The organism is Pseudomonas sp. GW822-FHT02G04, assembly GCF_058802085.1.
Genome location: NZ_JBXANU010000003.1, coordinates 116,375 through 132,642, shown reverse-complemented (window position 1 = coordinate 132,642; position 16,268 = coordinate 116,375). Strand labels below are relative to the sequence as shown.

The following is a 16,268-nucleotide window of genomic DNA, read 5'->3' as shown; positions in this document are numbered from 1 at the left end:
CTTGTTTAAGGCCAGGGTCCAGAAACTGCGACAGTGCTCACACTTGGCCGTATTGCTGCCCATGGCGTAGCCAGCGGTCGAGCAGCGGGCTGACGTGATCCGGCCAGCGCTCGAGCAAGGCCTGGGCGGCGTCGCGCACGGCGGGCAGCAAGTCGGCGTCGCGCATCAGGTCCGCGACCTTGAATTGCAGCAGGCCGGTCTGGCGGGTGCCGAGCATTTCTCCGGGGCCGCGCAGTTCGAGGTCCTTTTCGGCGATGACAAAACCGTCGTTGGTTTCGCGCATGATGCCCAGCCGCTGACGACCGATCTGCGACAGCGGCGGATGGTAGAGCAGCACGCAATGGCTGACGGCGCTGCCCCGGCCGACTCGGCCACGCAATTGGTGCAGCTGCGCGAGGCCGAGGCGTTCGGGGTTTTCGATGATCATCAGGCTGGCGTTGGGCACGTCGACGCCGACTTCGATCACGGTGGTGGCGACCAGCAGTTGCAGGTTGCCGGCCTTGAACTCGGCCATCACCGCGGCTTTCTCGGCGGGCTTCATGCGGCCGTGGATCAAGCCGACCTTCAACTCGCCGAGGGCGGCGGTGAGGTCTTCATGGGTGGTTTCCGCGGCCTGGCAGGTCAGCTCTTCCGATTCTTCGATCAGCGTGCACACCCAATAGGCCTGACGGCCTTCGGCACAAGCGCCGCGCACCCTTTCGATCACTTCGACGCGCCGGGTGTCGGTGACCAGCACCGTGTTTACCGGGGTACGGCCGGGCGGCAGTTCGTCGAGGATCGAGGTGTCGAGGTCGGCGTAGGCGCTCATGGCCAGCGTCCGGGGGATCGGCGTGGCGGTCATGATCAACTGGTGCGGACACATCCGCCCGCCGACGCCTTTCTGCCGCAATGCCAAGCGCTGCTGCACGCCGAAGCGGTGTTGTTCGTCGATGATCGCCAGTGCCAGGTTCTTGAACTGCACTTCGTCCTGGAACAGTGCGTGGGTGCCGACCACCATCGGTGCGCCGCCCGCGATCTGCTCAAGCGCGGCTGCACGGTTTTTGCCCTTGAGCTTGCCGGCCAGCCACGCGACTTCGATGCCCAGTGGTTCGAGCCAGCGTTTGAAGGTGATGAAGTGCTGCTCGGCGAGAATTTCGGTGGGCGCCATCAGTGCGACCTGATAACCCGCTTCCAGTGCCTGAAGCGCGGCGAGGGCGGCGACCACGGTTTTGCCGGCGCCGACGTCGCCCTGAATCAGCCGCAGCATCGGTTCGTGCTGACTGAGGTCGTAAGCGATTTCGTTGCCGACCCGTTGTTGGGCGCCGGTCGGGGTGAAGCCGAGGTTGGCCAGATACTGTTGTGGCAGCTTCGAGGCTTTGGGCATGGCCGGCGCGCGCAAGGCACGCATACTTTCGCGCAGGCGTTGCTGGGACAGTTGATGGGTCAGCAGTTCTTCGAAGGCCAGACGATGCTGGGCCCAGTGATGACCGAGGGCGAGTTCGTCGACATCGGCATCGGCGGGCGGGTGATGCAGGTAGCGGATCGCATCGGCCAGCGGCGCCAGTTGATAATCCCTGGCCAGTTCGGTCGGCAGCCAGTCGGGCAGGCTGCTGGGGCCGAGCAGGGTCAGGGTTTGCATGCACAACTGGCGCAAACGCTGCTGGGTCAGGCCTTCGGTGAGCGGGTAGACCGGGGTCAGGGTTTCATCCACCGGCGGCGGTTCGTCACCGGTGATGGCGCGGTATTCCGGGTGGTAAATCTCCAGCCCCGAGGCGCCGGGCCGGGCTTCGCCGTAGCAGCGAATCCGCGTGCCGCGTTTGAGGCCTTCTTTCTGGGCGTTGCTGAAATGGTAGAAGCGCAGGCTGAGCCCGCCGGTGCCGTCCTGCAGACGGACAACCAGGCTACGGCGCCGGCCCATGACCACATCGGCGCCGCTGACGGTGCCTTCGATCACCGCGTCTTGCCCGGGTCGCAAATGGCCGATCGGGACCACGCGAGTGCGGTCCTGATAGCGCAACGGCAGGTGGAACAGCACGTCCTGGAGATTCTCCAGACCGACCTTGGCGAGTTTCTCGGCCATGGCTTCGCCGACACCCTTGAGTGCCGTCACCGACACTTGCGACAACTCGGTCATGACAGCGACTTAACCGGCCACCACCGGCGCTGGCGGCTTGGCCACCGAGCACAGGCGAATGGAGTCGGCGAGGATTTCAATCGCCTTTGGCCGCGGGAAGCTCGCGCGCCAGGCGATGGCCACGGTACGGAACGGCACCGGTGCGCTCAATGGGCGCACTTCGATCACGCCGGGAGCGTAGTGGTGGCTGTCCACCGCCGACAGCGGCAGGATCGAAATGCCGAGGCCGGAGGCGACCATGTGGCGGATGGTTTCCAGTGAGCTGGATTCCACCGTGGTGTGCTTGGCGCCGTCGTTGCCTTTGGCCAGGGTCGGGCAGGCTTCCAGCACTTGATCGCGGAAGCAGTGGCCTTCGCCGAGCAGCAGCAGGCTCTTGTCGTTGAGCAGGGCGGCGTCGATGGATTCTTTTTGGGTCCACGGGTGCTGGGCCGGCATCAGGACGTAGAACGGCTCGTCGTAGAGCTGCAAGGTCAGCACGTCGGCTTCGTTGAACGGCAGGGCGATGATGATCGCGTCGAGCTCGCCGTTGCGCAGTTTGTCGCGCAGCACGTGGGTGAAGTTTTCTTCGATGTACAACGGCATCTGCGGGGCGACCCGGTGCAGTTGTGGTATCAGGTGCGGGAACAGGTACGGGCCGACGGTGTAGATCGCGCCGACTTTCAGCGGGGCCGTCAGCTGGTTCTTGCCGGCCTGGGCCAGTTCGCGGATGCCTTGGGCCTGTTCCAGGACTTTCTGCGCCTGGGCGACTATGCCTTCGCCCACCGGGGTCAGGCGCACGGCGCTCTTGCTGCGCTCGAAAATCAGCACACCGAGTTCGTCTTCAAGCTTTTTCACGCCTACCGACAGGGTCGGCTGGCTGACGTGGCAACGCTCGGCCGCGTGGCCGAAGTGCTGCTCTTGGGCGAGGGTAACGATGTAGCGTAATTCTGTGAGAGTCATAGCAAGCGTCCATGAAGTTGCGGGCCAAGCATACCGGCTGCAATCGATAGACGCACGTTATCAGACTGAGTGTGTCGAGTGACACAGGGTAATGCAGGTTTGGCGTTTCCAGATATGCAAAAAGCAAAAAGATCGCAGCCTTCGGCAGCTCGAGGGATTGATGTACACCCTGTAGGAGCTGCCGAAGGCTGCGATCTTTTGGTCTTCTGTTTTAGCGGCGTCGTTCCAGCGAGTAAACAAACGGTGCAACGATTTCGATGGCGCCGTTGTTCAGCATGTCGGCCGGTGGCTTGGGCAGCGGCTGGGCACGACGGATCATTTCCAGGGTAGCCCGGTCCAGATCGGCGTTGCCGGAGCGGCCCACCAGTTCGAACGACAACACGTTTCCTTCGGCATCCACCACAAAGCGCAGACGGTTCAAGCCTTCCTTGCCGCGTTGCTGTGCGCTGGCCGGGTACTTTTTGTACTTGGCCAGGTGCGCGAGCAGGGTGCCTTGCCAACTAGCCTTAGCGGCTTGTTGTGCGGGCGAGGGGCCGGGTGCCGGCTGAGCGGATTTCTCCGTCGGCGCCTGGGTTGGCTGCGCGTCGCTCGGTTTTGCCTCGGACGGTTTTTCCTTCGGCGGCTCCGGCTTTTTCTCCACAGGCTTGGGCGGTTGCGGCTTCGGCTTGGGTTTGACCGGTTTCGGCACGGCAATCTCGGCCTTCGGCGCTTCAGCGAGTTTCGGAATCGGCAGTTCTTCCACCGGCGCCGGTGGCTGCGGTGGCGTGATCACCTTCGGCGGTGCGGGCGGTGGCGGCGCCGGAATTGGCGCCAGCTCGACCATCATCGCTTGCGGCGGCAGCTCGATCGGCGGGCGCGACGTCCAGTTCAGCGCCAGCGCAATGGCCAGCGCATGGACGCCCAGCACCACGGCCAGGCTACCGCTGTAACGCGTCAGCTTTTGGCGCGTGTTGATCATTTTTTGGCTGCCGTCTCGAGTCCGACCAGGCCGACCTTCAGGTAACCGGCGGCGCGCAAGGCATCCATCACGCTCATCAGGTCGCCGTAGTCCACGCCTTTGTCGGCCTGGAAGAAGATCGTCGTGTCTTTCTTGCCCTGGGTTTTGGCGTCGAGCGTGGCGCCGAGGGCTTCGGTCTTCACTTCGTCTTCGCCGAGGAACAGGCGTTGGTCAGCTTTGACGCTGAGGAACACCGGTTTCTCTGGCCGCGGCGCCGGTTTGGCGGTGGAGGCGGGCAGGTCGACCTTGATGTCCACGGTGGCCAGCGGCGCCGCCACCATGAAAATGATCAACAGCACCAGCATCACGTCGATGAACGGCGTGACGTTGATTTCGTGGTTCTCGGCCAGATCGTCGTCTGCGCCTTCTTTCAAATGCAGGCCCATGGCCGATTACCCCACTTTCACCATGTGCGGTTGCGAGCTGCGCTCGGGCGGCAGGTGGTCGAGGTCACGGCTGACCAGCAGCAGGACTTCTGCCGAGGCGTCGGACACTTGCGCCTTGTAACCGGCGATGGAGCGGGCGAAGACGTTGTAGATGACGACCGCAGGAATCGCTGCAACCAGACCCAGCGCGGTCGCCAGCAGGGCTTCGGCGATGCCGGGGGCCACAACGGCGAGGTTGGTGGTCTGGGTTTTGGCGATACCGATGAAGCTGTTCATGATGCCCCACACGGTGCCGAACAGGCCGACGAACGGCGCGGTGGAACCGATGGTGGCCAGCACGCCGGTGCCGCTGCTCATGTTGCGACCGCAGGCGGCAACCAGGCGCTCGAGGCGGAAGCTCACACGCTCCTTGATGCCTTCTTTCTCGCGGCTGTTGGCCGACAGGCGCATTTCTTCCAGCGCATCGTGGACCAGCAGGTTGGCGAGGGTGCCTTCCTTGGCCGCTGTCGAGCTGGCTTCTTTAAGGGTGGCGGCTTTTTTCAGGTGGACGATTTCAGCACGCAGACGGCGCTTGGCGCCCATCAGCTCGAAGCCCTTGGCGATCCAGATGGTCCAGGTGATGATCGAGGCGATGGCCAGGCCGATCATCACGATCTTCACGATGATGTCGGCGTTCTGGTACATGCCCCACGGCGACAGGTCGTGAGCCATGCCCAGCGAGTTGTCGGCTTCGAGAGCTTGCGGCATGTCAGCGGCGTCTACGGCCTGGACCGGATCGGTCGCGGCAGGTGCAGCTTGAACGGCTGGTGTTTGAGTGGCAGCAGGCTGTGTGGCCGGCGCTTGTGCATCGGCGAACGCGGCGGTCGGCGCCAGCATCAGGCTGAGCAGCAGAGCGGCTACCGCGCTCCAGGCGCGAGGTCGTTTGGTTGGCGAAGCGGAGAGTTGATTGCGTGTCATGCTGGCCGGACCTGAGAGGAAAAGACGGTAAATGTTCTTCCAGGCCTCGTGAGGCCGAGAACAAAAGTGGCGTGCATTATTGCAAGTAATTCTTGTTAACAAAAGTAATAGAGTATCTTTTTTTCTTCCATTGCTAGCTGCTCATCCATTTCGGGCGCTAGTCTGTACCTTTCTTGAGGGAGTTTTCTGATGTCCGCGCCTTCTGTTTTGATCGCCGGCTGCGGTGATGTCGGCAGCCGTCTGGCTACGCAATTGCTGGCCGGGCGCTGGCAGGTTCATGGCCTGCGCCGCAATGTGTCGCGCTTGCCGGTCGGAGTGGTGGGCGTTGCGGGTGACTTGTTCAGTGCGCAATGCCCGGCTGACTGGCCGACCGCGCCACTGGATTATCTGGTGTACAGCGCCGCTGCCACTGATCACGACGAAGCGGGTTACCGCGCGGCTTATGTCGAAGGCTTGCAGCATGTGCTGGGGTGGTTGAAACAACATGGCCAGCAGCCAAAGCGCATTCTGTTTGTGTCCAGCAGCAGTGTTTACGGTCAGCAGGACGGTGAGTGGGTCGATGAAACCTCGCCGACGGTGGCAGGCGGTTACTCGGGGCGTTTGATGCTGGAAGCCGAGCAAGTGGCACGTGAGAGCGGCATCCCGGCCAGCATCGTGCGTCTGACTGGCATTTATGGTCCGGGTCGAGAGTGGCTGCTGACTCAGGTTCGTCGCGGTTATCGCGTGGCGATCGATCCGCCGTTGTACGCCAACCGCATTCACGTCGATGACGCGGCGGGGTTGCTGGCGTTTCTGTTGGAGGCGGATCGGCTCGGTGTGACGCTGGATGAGGACTACATCGGCGTCGACGATGCGCCCGCGCCAATGGCAGAGGTGGTGGGCTGGTTGCGTGAATACCTGGGCGTGACCGAATGGGCCGATGACGCCAGTGTGCGTCGTGCCGGCAGCAAGCGTTGCAGCAATGCTCGGGCGAAGGCGTTGGGCTGGACGCCGAAGTATTCGAGTTTCCGCGAAGGCTATGCCGCGATTCTCGAAGGCCGCTGCTGACGTCCAGTTACCCCAAAACAACTGTGGGGGAGCCTGCTCGCTCCCACATGGGTTTTGCGTTGGCCTTAGGGGCGGGTTACTGCTTCTTGAGCAACCACTTGCGCTCGCCGGGTGCAAACTGCGGCATCTCGTCCGCCAAGGCGGTGTTCACGGCCTGAAAGAGCTCCAGTTCCTTGCCTTTGCGGGCGAAGATCCAGGTATTGCCCTGGCCATTGAGTTGCAGCCAGATGTTGTCGTTGCTGATGCTCATTGATGCGCAATCGCCGGTCAGGCACAGGGCGTAACGGTCGGCGCCGGGCAGGCCGGACACTTGGCCGTCGGCCTGAAACTGCACAGTGCCACCTTCGCCTGGGCCGTTGATGATTTTCCAGCTGCCGCCCATGTAAGCCGAGTACAACGCACGCTCAAAGCTGGCACCGATCGGTGCTCCGTCCGGGACAGGGATCTGGGCGCGGTCGAAAAGCTGCTCTGGTTCGTATTCGCTCGCGACTTGGTGCAGTTGCTTGCCATCACGTTTCAGCTCGCTGGCGGAGCTGCCATAAAAGTCGACTTTCCAGGCGCCTGACTTTTCACCCAGCAGCTTGCCTTCGACGTTTTCAAAACCATTGGTGTAGCGCGCCTGACCGGCCTTGGTGTTGACGTCCCATTCCAGGTTCGGGCCATAGGCCTGGAGCGCTTCACGCAGGGAGCCGCCTTTGGAGGCTGAATCGATCGCCGCCTGATTGATCCAGGTGCCGCTGATGTCGCGGTCGGCAGGGTTGCTGGCACATCCGCCCAAGAGTAGGGCGACCAGCGAGAGAGCTAGCGCATGGCGCATGATGGAATCCTTTCAGAACCCTTTGTACAAGATCAGTCGGCGCAGCCTCGCAAGGCTGCGCCGGACACATTACTCGATGACCAGAATGGCATCCATTTCAACCTGTGAACCCTTTGGCAGGGCTGCAACGCCGATGGCGGCGCGGGCAGGGTAAGGCTGGTCGAAGTACTTGCCCATGATCTCGTTGACCTTGGCGAAGTGGCTCAGGTCGGTGAGGAAAATGTTCAGTTTGACGATGTCCTTGAACGAACCACCGGCAGCTTCAGCCACGGCTTTGAGGTTCTCGAACACCTGGACGGTCTGGGCTTCGAAGCCTTCGACCAGTTCCATGGTTTTTGGGTCCAGAGGAATCTGACCCGACATGTAAACGGTGTTGCCAGCCTTGATCGCCTGGGAGTAAGTACCGATGGCGGCCGGGGCCTTGTCGCTGTTGATAACGGTCTTGGTCATGTATGACTCCTTGTGAAGGGTGGGCTACGCGCGCATGCGGGTGATGCGGATGACCCCGGTCAGGGCGCGCAGTTTCTTGATCACGCGGGCCAGGTGCACGCGGTCGTGCACGCTGACCACCAGTTGGACCACGCTGATACGACCGTCGCGTTCGTCCATGCTGATTTTTTCGATATTGCCGTCGGCCGCGTTGACGCTGCTGGCCAGCAGGGCGATCAGGCCGCGCTGGTGTTCCAGTTCGACGCGCAGCTCGACGTTGAATTCGCCGGTGACATCCTTGGCCCACGAGAGCTGGATGCATTTTTCCGGGTTGTGGCGGATTTCGCTGATGTTGCGGCAGTTGTCCAGGTGCACCACCATCCCTTTGCCGGCGGACAGATGGCCGACAATCGGGTCGCCAGGGATTGGTGTGCAGCACTTGGCGTAACTGAGCACCAGGCCTTCGGTACCGCGAATCGCCAGCGGGCCTTCCGGACTTGGCAGCTGTTCGCCTTCGCCGAGCAGGCGGCGGGCGACCACGTAAGCCATGCGATTGCCCAGGCCGATGTCTTCGAGCAGGTCTTCGATCAGTTCCAGGCGGTATTCGTGGAGCATCAACTGCACACGCTCGGCCGGGACTTTTTCCAGCGAGCTGTCGAAGCCGTTGAGCACCTTGTTCAGCAGGCGTTCGCCGAGGCTGATGGATTCGGAGCGGCGTTGCAGCTTAAGCGCATGGCGGATGTGGGTCCGTGCCTTGCCGGTGACTACGAAGTTGAGCCATGCCGGGTTCGGCCGCGCGCCGGGGGCGCTGACGATCTCGACCGTGGAGCCGCTTTGCAGCGGTTCGGACAGCGGCGCGAGACGACGGTTGATCCGACAGGCAATGCAGCTGTTGCCCACATCGGTGTGCACCGCGTAAGCGAAGTCGACTGCCGTGGAGCCTTTGGGCAGCTCCATGATCCGGCCCTTGGGCGTGAACACGTAGACCTCGTCCGGGAACAGGTCGATCTTCACGCTCTCGATGAATTCCAGCGAGTTGCCGGCCCGTTGCTGCATCTCCAGCACGCCTTTGACCCACTGACGGGCGCGGGCGTGAGTACCTTTGGGCTGCTCGTCGCCGCTGGATTTGTACAGCCAATGGGCGGCGATGCCGTTGTTGGCCATCTCTTCCATTTCACGGGTGCGGATCTGGATCTCGATCGGTACACCGTGCATGCCGAACAGTGTGGTGTGCAGCGACTGGTAGCCGTTGGCCTTGGGGATCGCAATGTAATCCTTGAAGCGCCCCGGCAACGGTTTGTACAAATTATGCACAGCACCCAGCACGCGGTAGCAGGTATCGACCTTGTCGACGATGATCCGGAACGCATAAACGTCCATGATCTCGTTGAAGGCCCGACGCTTGCCGCGCATTTTCTTATAGATGCCGTAGAGGTGTTTCTGACGACCGCTGACCTCGCCCTGAATGCCGTCGATGGCCAGGCAGTGGCTGAGGGACTCTTCGATCTTGTTGACGATTTCCTTGCGGTTGCCCCGGGCGCGCTTGACCGCCTGGTTGATCCGCGCGGAACGCATCGGGTGCATGGCCTTGAAACCGAGGTCTTCGAATTCTATGCGGATGGCGTGCATGCCCAGCCGGTTGGCAATGGGCGCATAGATTTCCAGGGTTTCCTTGGCGATCCGCCGGCGCTTTTCGCCGGACAGCACTTCCAGGGTGCGCATGTTGTGCAGGCGGTCGGCCAGCTTGACCAGGATCACGCGAATGTCGCGCGCCATGGCCATGGCCATTTTCTGGAAGTTTTCGGCCTGGGCTTCGGCTTTGGTCTCGAAGTTCATCTGGGTCAGTTTGCTGACCCCGTCGACCAGTTCGGCCACGGTTTCGCCGAACTGCGCTTGCAGCGCTTCCTTGGCAATACCGGTGTCTTCGATCACGTCATGCAGCATTGCAGCCATCAAGCTTTGATGGTCCATGTGCATGTCGGCAAGAATATTCGCCACCGCAAGAGGATGCGTGACGTACGCCTCACCGCTACGGCGGCGTTGGCCGTCGTGGGCTTGTTCGGCGTAGAAGTACGCTCGGCGGACCAGGTTGACCTGGTCCTTGCCGAGGTAGGTCGATAAGCGATCGGCGAGGGCGTCTATGCTCGGCATGATGACACCTGCCGTTTGCTATGACCCCGCGCCGTGCTACGTCGACCAGGCATGGCCTTATACTGCCTCGTTGGACTCGTCCTCGAACGCTGCGAACAGCGGTTCGTCTTCGACGATTTCAGCGTTGGCGATGAACTCGTAGCTCATCAGGCCTTCAGCGATTTCACGCAGCGCTACAACTGTAGGCTTGTCGTTTTCCCACTGAACCAGGGGCTCTTTGCCACCGGTGGCCAGTTGACGGGCACGCTTGGTAGAGAGCATGACCAGCTCAAAGCGGTTTTCCACGTGTTCTAGGCAGTCTTCAACGGTTACGCGGGCCATGGTATTCCTCGGAGCGAATGCAATATGCGCGCTGCCCGGTTGGGCGAGCGGACTCAACAGTTTAAAAAATCACCAGCGATTAGGGAAGCGCTGATTTTTTGACCAGGCTCTTCAACGCGCTATAAGCACCAATGTAAAGCCCTTGCAGCGGTTTTGGGAAGAGCTGATTAGCCGAGCAATTCAGCCAATAATTTGCCATGACGTTGCTGCTGACGCTTCTGATGCAGCTGATTGGCGCGGAAAATCGCCTTCAGATCGTCCAGTGCGTGGGCGAAATTGTCGTTGATGATCAGGTAGTCGTAGTCGACATAGTGGCTCATCTCGCTGACGGCTTCGCGCATCCGGCCTTCGATGATCTCGTCACTGTCCTGGCCGCGATTGGTCAGGCGCTGGTGCAAGGCCTCCAGCGACGGCGGCAGAATGAAGATCGAACGGGCCTGGGGCATCAACTTGCGCACTTGCTCTGCACCCTGCCAGTCAATTTCCAGAATCAGGTCGTGGTCTTCGTCCAGGGTCTGCTGCAGGTGGCTTTGCGAAGTGCCGTAGAGATTGCCGAACACTTCGGCACGCTCGAGGAAGTCCCCGTGCTCGATCATCTTCACGAACTCGCTGCGGTCGACGAAGTGATAGTTCACGCCGTTCACTTCACCGGGGCGCATGGCGCGGGTGGTGTGGGAGACCGAGACGCGGATCTCCTGATCAGCGTCGGTCAGGGCTTTGACCAGGCTGCTCTTGCCCGCGCCCGAAGGTGCGGAAATGATGTACAGGGTGCCGGTACTGTGGGTCATGTCAGGTTTGCCTTACTCAATATTCTGCACTTGTTCGCGCATCTGCTCGATCAACACCTTGAGGTTGACCGCTGCTTGGGTGCTGCGCGGGTCGAAGGCTTTGGAGCCCAGTGTGTTGGCTTCGCGGTTGAGCTCCTGCATCAGGAAGTCCAGGCGCCGACCGGCAGCGCCGCCGGATTTGAGCACCCGGCGAACTTCGATGATGTGAGTGCTCAGGCGATCCAGTTCTTCGGCGACGTCGCTCTTTTGCGCGAGCATGACCATTTCCTGCTCCAGGCGCTGCGGGTCGAGGTCGGCCTTCATGTCGGTGAAGCGGTCGAGGACTTTCTGACGCTGAGTGGCGAGCATCTGCGGGACCAGCTCACGCAGGATCACCACATCTTCTTCAATGGACGTCAGGCGCTCGTTGATCAACCGCGCCAGCTCCGCGCCTTCGCGCTCGCGGCCGGCCTTGAGTTCTTTCAGGCCCTGGTTGAACAGCGCCATGGCTTCGGCATTCAGCGCTTGCGGGTCGGCGGCGTCGGCCACCAGCACGCCGGGCCAGGCCAGGACTTCCAGCGGGTTCAGCGCGGCTGGGTTCTTGATCAGGCTGGCGACGGTCTCGGCGGCAGCGACCAGTTGCGCGGCGCGCTCGCGGTCCACTTGCAGCGGTTTGCCAGTGCTTTCTTCGGTGAAACGCAGGGTGCATTCGAGCTTGCCCCGGGAAATTCCCTGGCGCAGGGCTTCACGGACCGCGCCCTCGAGGTCGCGGAAAGATTCCGGCAGGCGCAGATGGGGTTCCAGGTAGCGGCTGTTGACCGAGCGCAGCTCCCAGCTCAGGGTGCCCTGGACGCCGGCTTTCTCGACGCGGGCGAAGGCGGTCATGCTGTGCACCATGGAGGTACCTCGCAATGCAGGTCGGCGCGTAACCCATGGTTCGCGGACCCGCTATCTGTGAATTAAAGCCGACAGGCAGCAAAGGCGCAGGATTGTAGCGCAGTGGGGCGGATGCGCCCAATCACACGCTGTGACAATGAGCTGCAGACCGTCGGCTACGCTCTATTCAGAGCCTTCAATCGTCGGGCGAATTTTTTAGAAGTGCCCACTCGCGGCCCACGGCTCTATAATGCTCGGCAGTTTTCCGTCCCCCGTACAGGTACTCCCTATGAAACGTCCAAGTGGTCGCGCTGCCGATCAGCTCCGCTCGATCCGCATTACCCGCAACTACACCAAACACGCCGAGGGATCTGTACTGGTCGAGTTCGGTGATACCAAGGTTATCTGCACCGTCAGCGTCGAGAACGGCGTGCCGCGTTTCCTCAAGGGTCAGGGCCAGGGCTGGTTGACCGCTGAATACGGCATGCTGCCGCGCGCCACTGGCGAGCGTAACCAGCGTGAGGCAAGCCGCGGCAAGCAAGGCGGCCGCACTCTGGAAATCCAGCGTCTGATCGGTCGTTCCCTGCGCGCTGCGCTGGACATGTCCAAGCTGGGCGACGTCACCCTGTACGTCGACTGCGACGTGATCCAGGCTGACGGCGGCACCCGCACCGCGTCCATCACCGGCGCCATGGTTGCACTGGTCGATGCCTTGAAAGTGATCAAGAAGCGCGGTGGCCTCAAAGGTGGCGACCCGCTCAAGCAAATGATCGCTGCCGTTTCGGTGGGCATGTATCAGGGCGAACCTGTGCTTGACCTCGACTACCTGGAAGACTCGGCTGCAGAGACTGACCTCAACGTGGTGATGACCAGCACTGGTGGCTTCATCGAAGTCCAGGGCACTGCCGAAGGCGCGCCGTTCCAGCCGGAAGAGCTGAACGCGATGCTGGCACTGGCGAAGAAAGGCATGATCGAGATTTTCGAACTGCAGAAGGCTGCACTGGCTGACTGATTGTTTTGATGTCCGGCAAAGGAGAGCGCCATGAGTGATGAACAGCAGTTGCTTCCTACCCCGAGCTCCGAGGCTCGCCAGTGGGCGATGTTTTGTCACCTCTCGGCGTTTCTCGGTGTCTGGTTTCCGTTCGGTCACCTGATCGGGCCGCTGATACTCTGGCAGTGGAAGCGTGAAGCGGACCCGTTCATCGATGCCCAAGGCAAAGAAGCGCTGAACTTTCAGATCACCGTGGCCCTGGTCTCGGGCATCTGTTACGTGCTGATGCTGGTGTTGATCGGTTTTGCGCTGCTGCCGCTGGTCCTGATCGGGGCGATGGTGCTGTGCATCATTGCCGGGCTCAAGGCCAATGACGGGGTGCCTTACCGCTATCCCTTCACCTGGCGGTTGATCAAGTAACAGCCAGCAAAGTCCCCACGGAAAGCAAAAATCAGCGCGCACAAAAAAGCCGACAGCAATGTCGGCTTTTTTGCATCTGCGAAAAGACGCTTAGATCGTCAGCGTCCAGTCGTAGTCCACGATCAGCGGTGCGTGCTGCGAGAACCGTGGCTGACGCGGCAGGCGTGCGCTGCGTACGAAGCGGCGCAGGCCCGGGGTCAGCAACTGGTAGTCGAAACGCCAGCCCAGGTTGAGCATCTCGGCCTGTTCGTTGTCCGGCCACCAGCTGTACTGGTCGCCTTCGCGGCTGACTTCCCGCAGGGCGTCGACATAACCCATGTTGCCGACAATCTCGTCCATCCAGGCACGCTCAGGCGCCAGGAAGCCCGGGGATTGCTGGCTGTCGCGCCAGTTCTTGATATCCAGCTTCTGTTGCGCCACGTACAGCGAGCCACAATAAATGTACTCGCGACGTTTGCGTCGCTGTTTATCCAGATAACGGGCGAAGTCGTCCATTAGCTTGAACTTCTGGTTCAAGTCTTCATCGCCATTCTGCCCCGAAGGGAGCAGCAAGGTCGCGATGCTGACCTTGTCGAAATCGGCTTGCAGGTAGCGCCCGTAGCGGTCGGCCGTCTCGAAGCCGAGACCGCTGATGACAGCCTTCGGTTGCAACCGCGAGTACAAAGCCACGCCACCTTGGGCGGGAACTTCGGCTTCGCAGGCATAAAGGAAGTAGCCATCCAGTTGGAAGGCTGGGTCGTCCAGTTCAAAGGCGGAGGCGCGGGTGTCCTGCAGGCAGATGACGTCGGCATTCTGTGCTTGCAGCCAACTGAGCAAACCACGCTCGACTGCAGCCTGAATACCATTGACGTTCACACTGATGATCCGCATAAGTGGCCCCAAAAATCGCGTGCGGGTATGATACACGGCGTCTACCTAATTAGCTAAATCCGTGGTATTTGGGGTTTTTTTCATGCAAGCGTATCAACGCGATTTCATTCGTTTTGCCATCGATCGCGGCGTTTTGCGCTTCGGTGAGTTCACCCTGAAGTCCGGGCGCACCAGTCCATACTTCTTCAATGCCGGCCTGTTCAACTCAGGTTCGGCCCTGGCGCAGCTGGGTCGTTTCTACGCGGCAGCCATCGTCGAGAGCGGTATTCCCTTCGACGTACTGTTCGGCCCGGCCTACAAAGGCATCCCGTTGGCGGCTACTACCGCCGTGGCGCTGGCCGAACATCACGACCGTGACCTGCCATGGTGCTTCAACCGCAAGGAAGCCAAGGCCCACGGCGAAGGCGGCAGCCTGGTCGGCGCGCCATTGACTGGCGACGTGCTGATCATCGACGACGTGATCACTGCGGGCACCGCCATCCGTGAAGTGATGCAGATCATCGCCTCCCAGGACGGTGCCAAAGCTGCCGGTGTGCTGATCGCCCTGAACCGTCAGGAGCGTGGCAATGGTGAGTTGTCGGCCATTCAGGAAGTGGAGCGTGACTTCGGCATTCCGGTGATCAGCATCGTTTCGCTGAACCAGGTGCTGGAGTTCCTGGCTGACGATCCGCAGCTCAAGCAGCATTTGCCTGCGGTTGAAGCCTACCGCGCCCAGTTCGGCGTGTAACCACGCTCCCACAGGGATTGCAGACAGCAAAAGACCCCGCTCAGCAAGTTGAGCGGGGTCTTTTGTTTATGTATGGCCCGGTCCCTCAGATTTATTTTTTGCTGGTGCTGCTGAATGTCTCGGCCTTTTTGATCCCGGTGGGTTTATTGGTTTTCTCCGGGTACGGATCAGCCACAGCATCGCCCTGGCCAGTCAGAATTCTCCAGCCATGACGGGTGTGTGCGGTTTTGCGGAGTTGCGGGCAGGGCGGCATCGATGTTTTGCCCTGATTCGAGTATTCGTGACCGCAATCGACACAGGCATAGGTGCCAGGTGAAACATCGCTGCCGTAGGGGACGTAGTCTTTTTGCATGGTAAATCTCCTGTGGGTACAGAGAAGATCCTATGCAGATTGCTTCCTTCGTGAAGTCGGACGTTTCGCCCAATCAGGTCAGGCATTTCTGGCGCGCATAAAAAAGATCGCAGACTTCGTCAGCTCCTACAGGTCTTTCGTACATCCGAAATCCGTAGGTGCTGCCGAAAGGCTGCGATCTTTTTAAGGTTTTGAATCAGGGACGCTTGCGATTGCTGATCAGCGTACCCACACCGGTGTCGGTGAAGATTTCCAGCAGAATTGCATTTGGCACTCGACCATCAATGATCAGCGAGCTGCCCACGCCGCCCTGTACCGCTTCCAGCGCGCAACGGATCTTCGGCAGCATGCCGCCGTAGATGGTGCCATCGGCGATCAGATCGTCGACTTGCTGGGTGCTCAGGCCGGTCAGAACCTTGCCGCTCTTGTCCATCAGGCCGGCGATGTTGGTCAGCAGCATCAGCTTCTCAGCTTTCAGAGCCTCGGCCACTTTACCGGCCACCAGGTCGGCGTTGATGTTGTACGACTCGCCGTTGGCACCGACGCCGATCGGCGCGATCACCGGAATGAAATCGCCTTTGACCAGCAGGTTCAGCAGGTCGGTGTTGATCCCGACCACTTCGCCGACGTGGCCGATGTCGATGATTTCCGGCTGGGTCATCTCCGGGGTCTGGCGGGTGACGGTGAGCTTCTTTGCGCGAATCAGCTCGGCGTCTTTACCGGTCAGGCCGATGGCGCTGCCGCCGTGACGGTTGATCAGGTTGACGATGTCCTTGTTGACCTGGCCGCCGAGGACCATTTCCACCACGTCCATGGTCGCGGCGTCGGTGACGCGCATGCCATCGACAAAGTGGCTCTCGATCGACAGTCGCTTGAGCAGGTCGCCGATTTGCGGGCCGCCGCCGTGAACCACCACCGGGTTGATGCCGACGGCTTTCATCAGCACGATGTCGCGGGCGAAGCCGGTTTTCAGCTCCTCGCTTTCCATCGCGTTGCCGCCGTATTTGATCACCAGCGTCTTGCCGACATAGCGGCGAATATAAGGCAGCGCTTCGGACAGGACCTTGGCGGTGTTGGCGGCGGCTTCGCGTTCGAGGGTCATTCAGGG

18 protein-coding genes are annotated in these 16,268 nt (G+C 61.1%); 4 read left to right on the top strand and 14 right to left on the bottom strand.

Features of this window, described 5'->3' with window-relative positions; genetic code table 11:
• Nucleotides 1–37: 37 nt before the first annotated feature.
• The 5 genes from recG to exbB form a co-directional block, all read right to left on the bottom strand.
• Nucleotides 38–2,113, bottom strand: coding sequence for an ATP-dependent DNA helicase RecG (recG, locus tag AC1RO5_RS05450; RefSeq protein WP_493173380.1), 2,076 nt, complete (start codon nt 2,111–2,113; stop codon nt 38–40).
• 9 nt (nt 2,114–2,122) lie between these two features.
• The gene (locus tag AC1RO5_RS05445; protein ID WP_008007618.1) at nt 2,123–3,052 is read right to left on the bottom strand and encodes a hydrogen peroxide-inducible genes activator; all 930 of its coding nucleotides are present in this window, start codon (nt 3,050–3,052) and stop codon (nt 2,123–2,125) included.
• A gap of 211 nt (nt 3,053–3,263) precedes the next feature.
• Entirely contained in the window at nt 3,264–4,010 is a 747-nt protein-coding gene (locus AC1RO5_RS05440; protein WP_493173378.1) for a TonB family protein, read from the bottom strand.
• The gene (gene exbD / locus AC1RO5_RS05435; RefSeq protein WP_007934588.1) at nt 4,007–4,435 is read right to left on the bottom strand and encodes a TonB system transport protein ExbD; all 429 of its coding nucleotides are present in this window, start codon (nt 4,433–4,435) and stop codon (nt 4,007–4,009) included. Before exbD ends, AC1RO5_RS05440 begins: the two co-directional genes overlap by 4 nt.
• Nucleotides 4,436–4,441: 6 nt before the next feature.
• The gene (gene exbB / locus AC1RO5_RS05430) at nt 4,442–5,392 is read right to left on the bottom strand and encodes a tonB-system energizer ExbB (protein WP_493173376.1); all 951 of its coding nucleotides are present in this window, start codon (nt 5,390–5,392) and stop codon (nt 4,442–4,444) included.
• A gap of 189 nt (nt 5,393–5,581) precedes the next feature.
• Between exbB and AC1RO5_RS05425 the strand changes: the two genes are divergently transcribed.
• Nucleotides 5,582–6,439 carry an SDR family oxidoreductase gene (locus AC1RO5_RS05425; RefSeq protein ID WP_493173374.1) on the top strand — a complete coding sequence of 286 codons (858 nt, stop codon included), beginning with the start codon at nt 5,582–5,584 and terminating at the stop codon, nt 6,437–6,439.
• 76 nt (nt 6,440–6,515) lie between these two features.
• Here the strand turns inward: AC1RO5_RS05425 and AC1RO5_RS05420 are convergent, their stop codons facing one another.
• From AC1RO5_RS05420 to AC1RO5_RS05395, 6 genes are all read right to left on the bottom strand, one after another.
• Entirely contained in the window at nt 6,516–7,256 is a 741-nt protein-coding gene (locus AC1RO5_RS05420) for a hypothetical protein (protein ID WP_493173372.1), read from the bottom strand.
• Between the two features lie 69 nt (nt 7,257–7,325).
• A complete protein-coding gene (locus AC1RO5_RS05415; RefSeq protein WP_003177257.1) occupies nt 7,326–7,706 on the bottom strand; it encodes a RidA family protein in 381 nt (126 codons plus the stop codon).
• Between the two features lie 24 nt (nt 7,707–7,730).
• Nucleotides 7,731–9,836 carry a bifunctional GTP diphosphokinase/guanosine-3',5'-bis pyrophosphate 3'-pyrophosphohydrolase gene (spoT, locus tag AC1RO5_RS05410; protein WP_007934594.1) on the bottom strand — a complete coding sequence of 702 codons (2,106 nt, stop codon included), beginning with the start codon at nt 9,834–9,836 and terminating at the stop codon, nt 7,731–7,733.
• Between the two features lie 57 nt (nt 9,837–9,893).
• Nucleotides 9,894–10,157 carry a DNA-directed RNA polymerase subunit omega gene (rpoZ, locus tag AC1RO5_RS05405; protein ID WP_003177259.1) on the bottom strand — a complete coding sequence of 88 codons (264 nt, stop codon included), beginning with the start codon at nt 10,155–10,157 and terminating at the stop codon, nt 9,894–9,896.
• A gap of 167 nt (nt 10,158–10,324) precedes the next feature.
• Nucleotides 10,325–10,945, bottom strand: a complete 621-nt coding sequence (gmk, locus tag AC1RO5_RS05400) for a guanylate kinase (protein ID WP_493173370.1) — start codon at nt 10,943–10,945, stop codon at nt 10,325–10,327.
• A 12-nt stretch (nt 10,946–10,957) separates the two neighbouring features.
• Nucleotides 10,958–11,821: a YicC/YloC family endoribonuclease gene (locus AC1RO5_RS05395; RefSeq protein ID WP_018927482.1), complete on the bottom strand. Its 864-nt coding sequence runs from the start codon at nt 11,819–11,821 to the stop codon at nt 10,958–10,960.
• A gap of 268 nt (nt 11,822–12,089) precedes the next feature.
• Here AC1RO5_RS05395 and rph point away from each other — a divergent pair, with 268 nt between their 5' ends.
• Both rph and AC1RO5_RS05385 read left to right on the top strand, forming a co-directional pair.
• On the top strand, nt 12,090–12,812 hold the full coding sequence (rph, locus tag AC1RO5_RS05390; RefSeq protein WP_007934600.1) for a ribonuclease PH: 723 nt from the start codon (nt 12,090–12,092) through the stop codon (nt 12,810–12,812).
• A 30-nt stretch (nt 12,813–12,842) separates the two neighbouring features.
• Nucleotides 12,843–13,211: a DUF4870 domain-containing protein gene (locus tag AC1RO5_RS05385; protein ID WP_018927483.1), complete on the top strand. Its 369-nt coding sequence runs from the start codon at nt 12,843–12,845 to the stop codon at nt 13,209–13,211.
• 90 nt (nt 13,212–13,301) lie between these two features.
• Here AC1RO5_RS05385 and crc read toward each other — a convergent pair whose 3' ends face one another.
• A complete protein-coding gene (crc, locus tag AC1RO5_RS05380; RefSeq protein WP_007934608.1) occupies nt 13,302–14,081 on the bottom strand; it encodes a catabolite repression control protein Crc in 780 nt (259 codons plus the stop codon).
• Between the two features lie 82 nt (nt 14,082–14,163).
• Between crc and pyrE the strand changes: the two genes are divergently transcribed.
• Nucleotides 14,164–14,808 carry an orotate phosphoribosyltransferase gene (gene pyrE, locus AC1RO5_RS05375; protein ID WP_008038033.1) on the top strand — a complete coding sequence of 215 codons (645 nt, stop codon included), beginning with the start codon at nt 14,164–14,166 and terminating at the stop codon, nt 14,806–14,808.
• Between the two features lie 91 nt (nt 14,809–14,899).
• On the opposite strand, the gene AC1RO5_RS05370 is transcribed toward pyrE, so the two are convergent.
• Nucleotides 14,900–15,160: a zinc ribbon-containing protein gene (locus tag AC1RO5_RS05370; RefSeq protein WP_019580466.1), complete on the bottom strand. Its 261-nt coding sequence runs from the start codon at nt 15,158–15,160 to the stop codon at nt 14,900–14,902.
• Nucleotides 15,161–15,356: 196 nt separating this feature from the next.
• Nucleotides 15,357–16,262 carry an acetylglutamate kinase gene (gene argB, locus AC1RO5_RS05365; protein WP_018927486.1) on the bottom strand — a complete coding sequence of 302 codons (906 nt, stop codon included), beginning with the start codon at nt 16,260–16,262 and terminating at the stop codon, nt 15,357–15,359.
• Nucleotides 16,263–16,268 lie beyond the last annotated feature (6 nt).

What these genes read in the sequence shown, in the direction of transcription:
- crc (WP_007934608.1), bottom strand. Translation starts at nt 14,081, where the DNA reads ATGCGGATCATCAGTGTGAACGTCAATGGTATTCAGGCTGCAGTCGAG.
- spoT (WP_007934594.1), bottom strand. Translation starts at nt 9,836, where the DNA reads ATGCCGAGCATAGACGCCCTCGCCGATCGCTTATCGACCTACCTCGGC.
- rpoZ (WP_003177259.1), bottom strand. Translation starts at nt 10,157, where the DNA reads ATGGCCCGCGTAACCGTTGAAGACTGCCTAGAACACGTGGAAAACCGC.
- AC1RO5_RS05440 (WP_493173378.1), bottom strand. Translation starts at nt 4,010, where the DNA reads ATGATCAACACGCGCCAAAAGCTGACGCGTTACAGCGGTAGCCTGGCC.
- AC1RO5_RS05420 (WP_493173372.1), bottom strand. Translation starts at nt 7,256, where the DNA reads ATGCGCCATGCGCTAGCTCTCTCGCTGGTCGCCCTACTCTTGGGCGGA.
- rph (WP_007934600.1), top strand. Translation starts at nt 12,090, where the DNA reads ATGAAACGTCCAAGTGGTCGCGCTGCCGATCAGCTCCGCTCGATCCGC.
- recG (WP_493173380.1), bottom strand. Translation starts at nt 2,113, where the DNA reads ATGACCGAGTTGTCGCAAGTGTCGGTGACGGCACTCAAGGGTGTCGGC.
- argB (WP_018927486.1), bottom strand. Translation starts at nt 16,262, where the DNA reads ATGACCCTCGAACGCGAAGCCGCCGCCAACACCGCCAAGGTCCTGTCC.
- gmk (WP_493173370.1), bottom strand. Translation starts at nt 10,945, where the DNA reads ATGACCCACAGTACCGGCACCCTGTACATCATTTCCGCACCTTCGGGC.
- AC1RO5_RS05385 (WP_018927483.1), top strand. Translation starts at nt 12,843, where the DNA reads ATGAGTGATGAACAGCAGTTGCTTCCTACCCCGAGCTCCGAGGCTCGC.
- AC1RO5_RS05445 (WP_008007618.1), bottom strand. Translation starts at nt 3,052, where the DNA reads ATGACTCTCACAGAATTACGCTACATCGTTACCCTCGCCCAAGAGCAG.
- AC1RO5_RS05415 (WP_003177257.1), bottom strand. Translation starts at nt 7,706, where the DNA reads ATGACCAAGACCGTTATCAACAGCGACAAGGCCCCGGCCGCCATCGGT.
- AC1RO5_RS05425 (WP_493173374.1), top strand. Translation starts at nt 5,582, where the DNA reads ATGTCCGCGCCTTCTGTTTTGATCGCCGGCTGCGGTGATGTCGGCAGC.
- exbD (WP_007934588.1), bottom strand. Translation starts at nt 4,435, where the DNA reads ATGGGCCTGCATTTGAAAGAAGGCGCAGACGACGATCTGGCCGAGAAC.
- exbB (WP_493173376.1), bottom strand. Translation starts at nt 5,392, where the DNA reads ATGACACGCAATCAACTCTCCGCTTCGCCAACCAAACGACCTCGCGCC.
- AC1RO5_RS05395 (WP_018927482.1), bottom strand. Translation starts at nt 11,821, where the DNA reads ATGGTGCACAGCATGACCGCCTTCGCCCGCGTCGAGAAAGCCGGCGTC.
- AC1RO5_RS05370 (WP_019580466.1), bottom strand. Translation starts at nt 15,160, where the DNA reads ATGCAAAAAGACTACGTCCCCTACGGCAGCGATGTTTCACCTGGCACC.
- pyrE (WP_008038033.1), top strand. Translation starts at nt 14,164, where the DNA reads ATGCAAGCGTATCAACGCGATTTCATTCGTTTTGCCATCGATCGCGGC.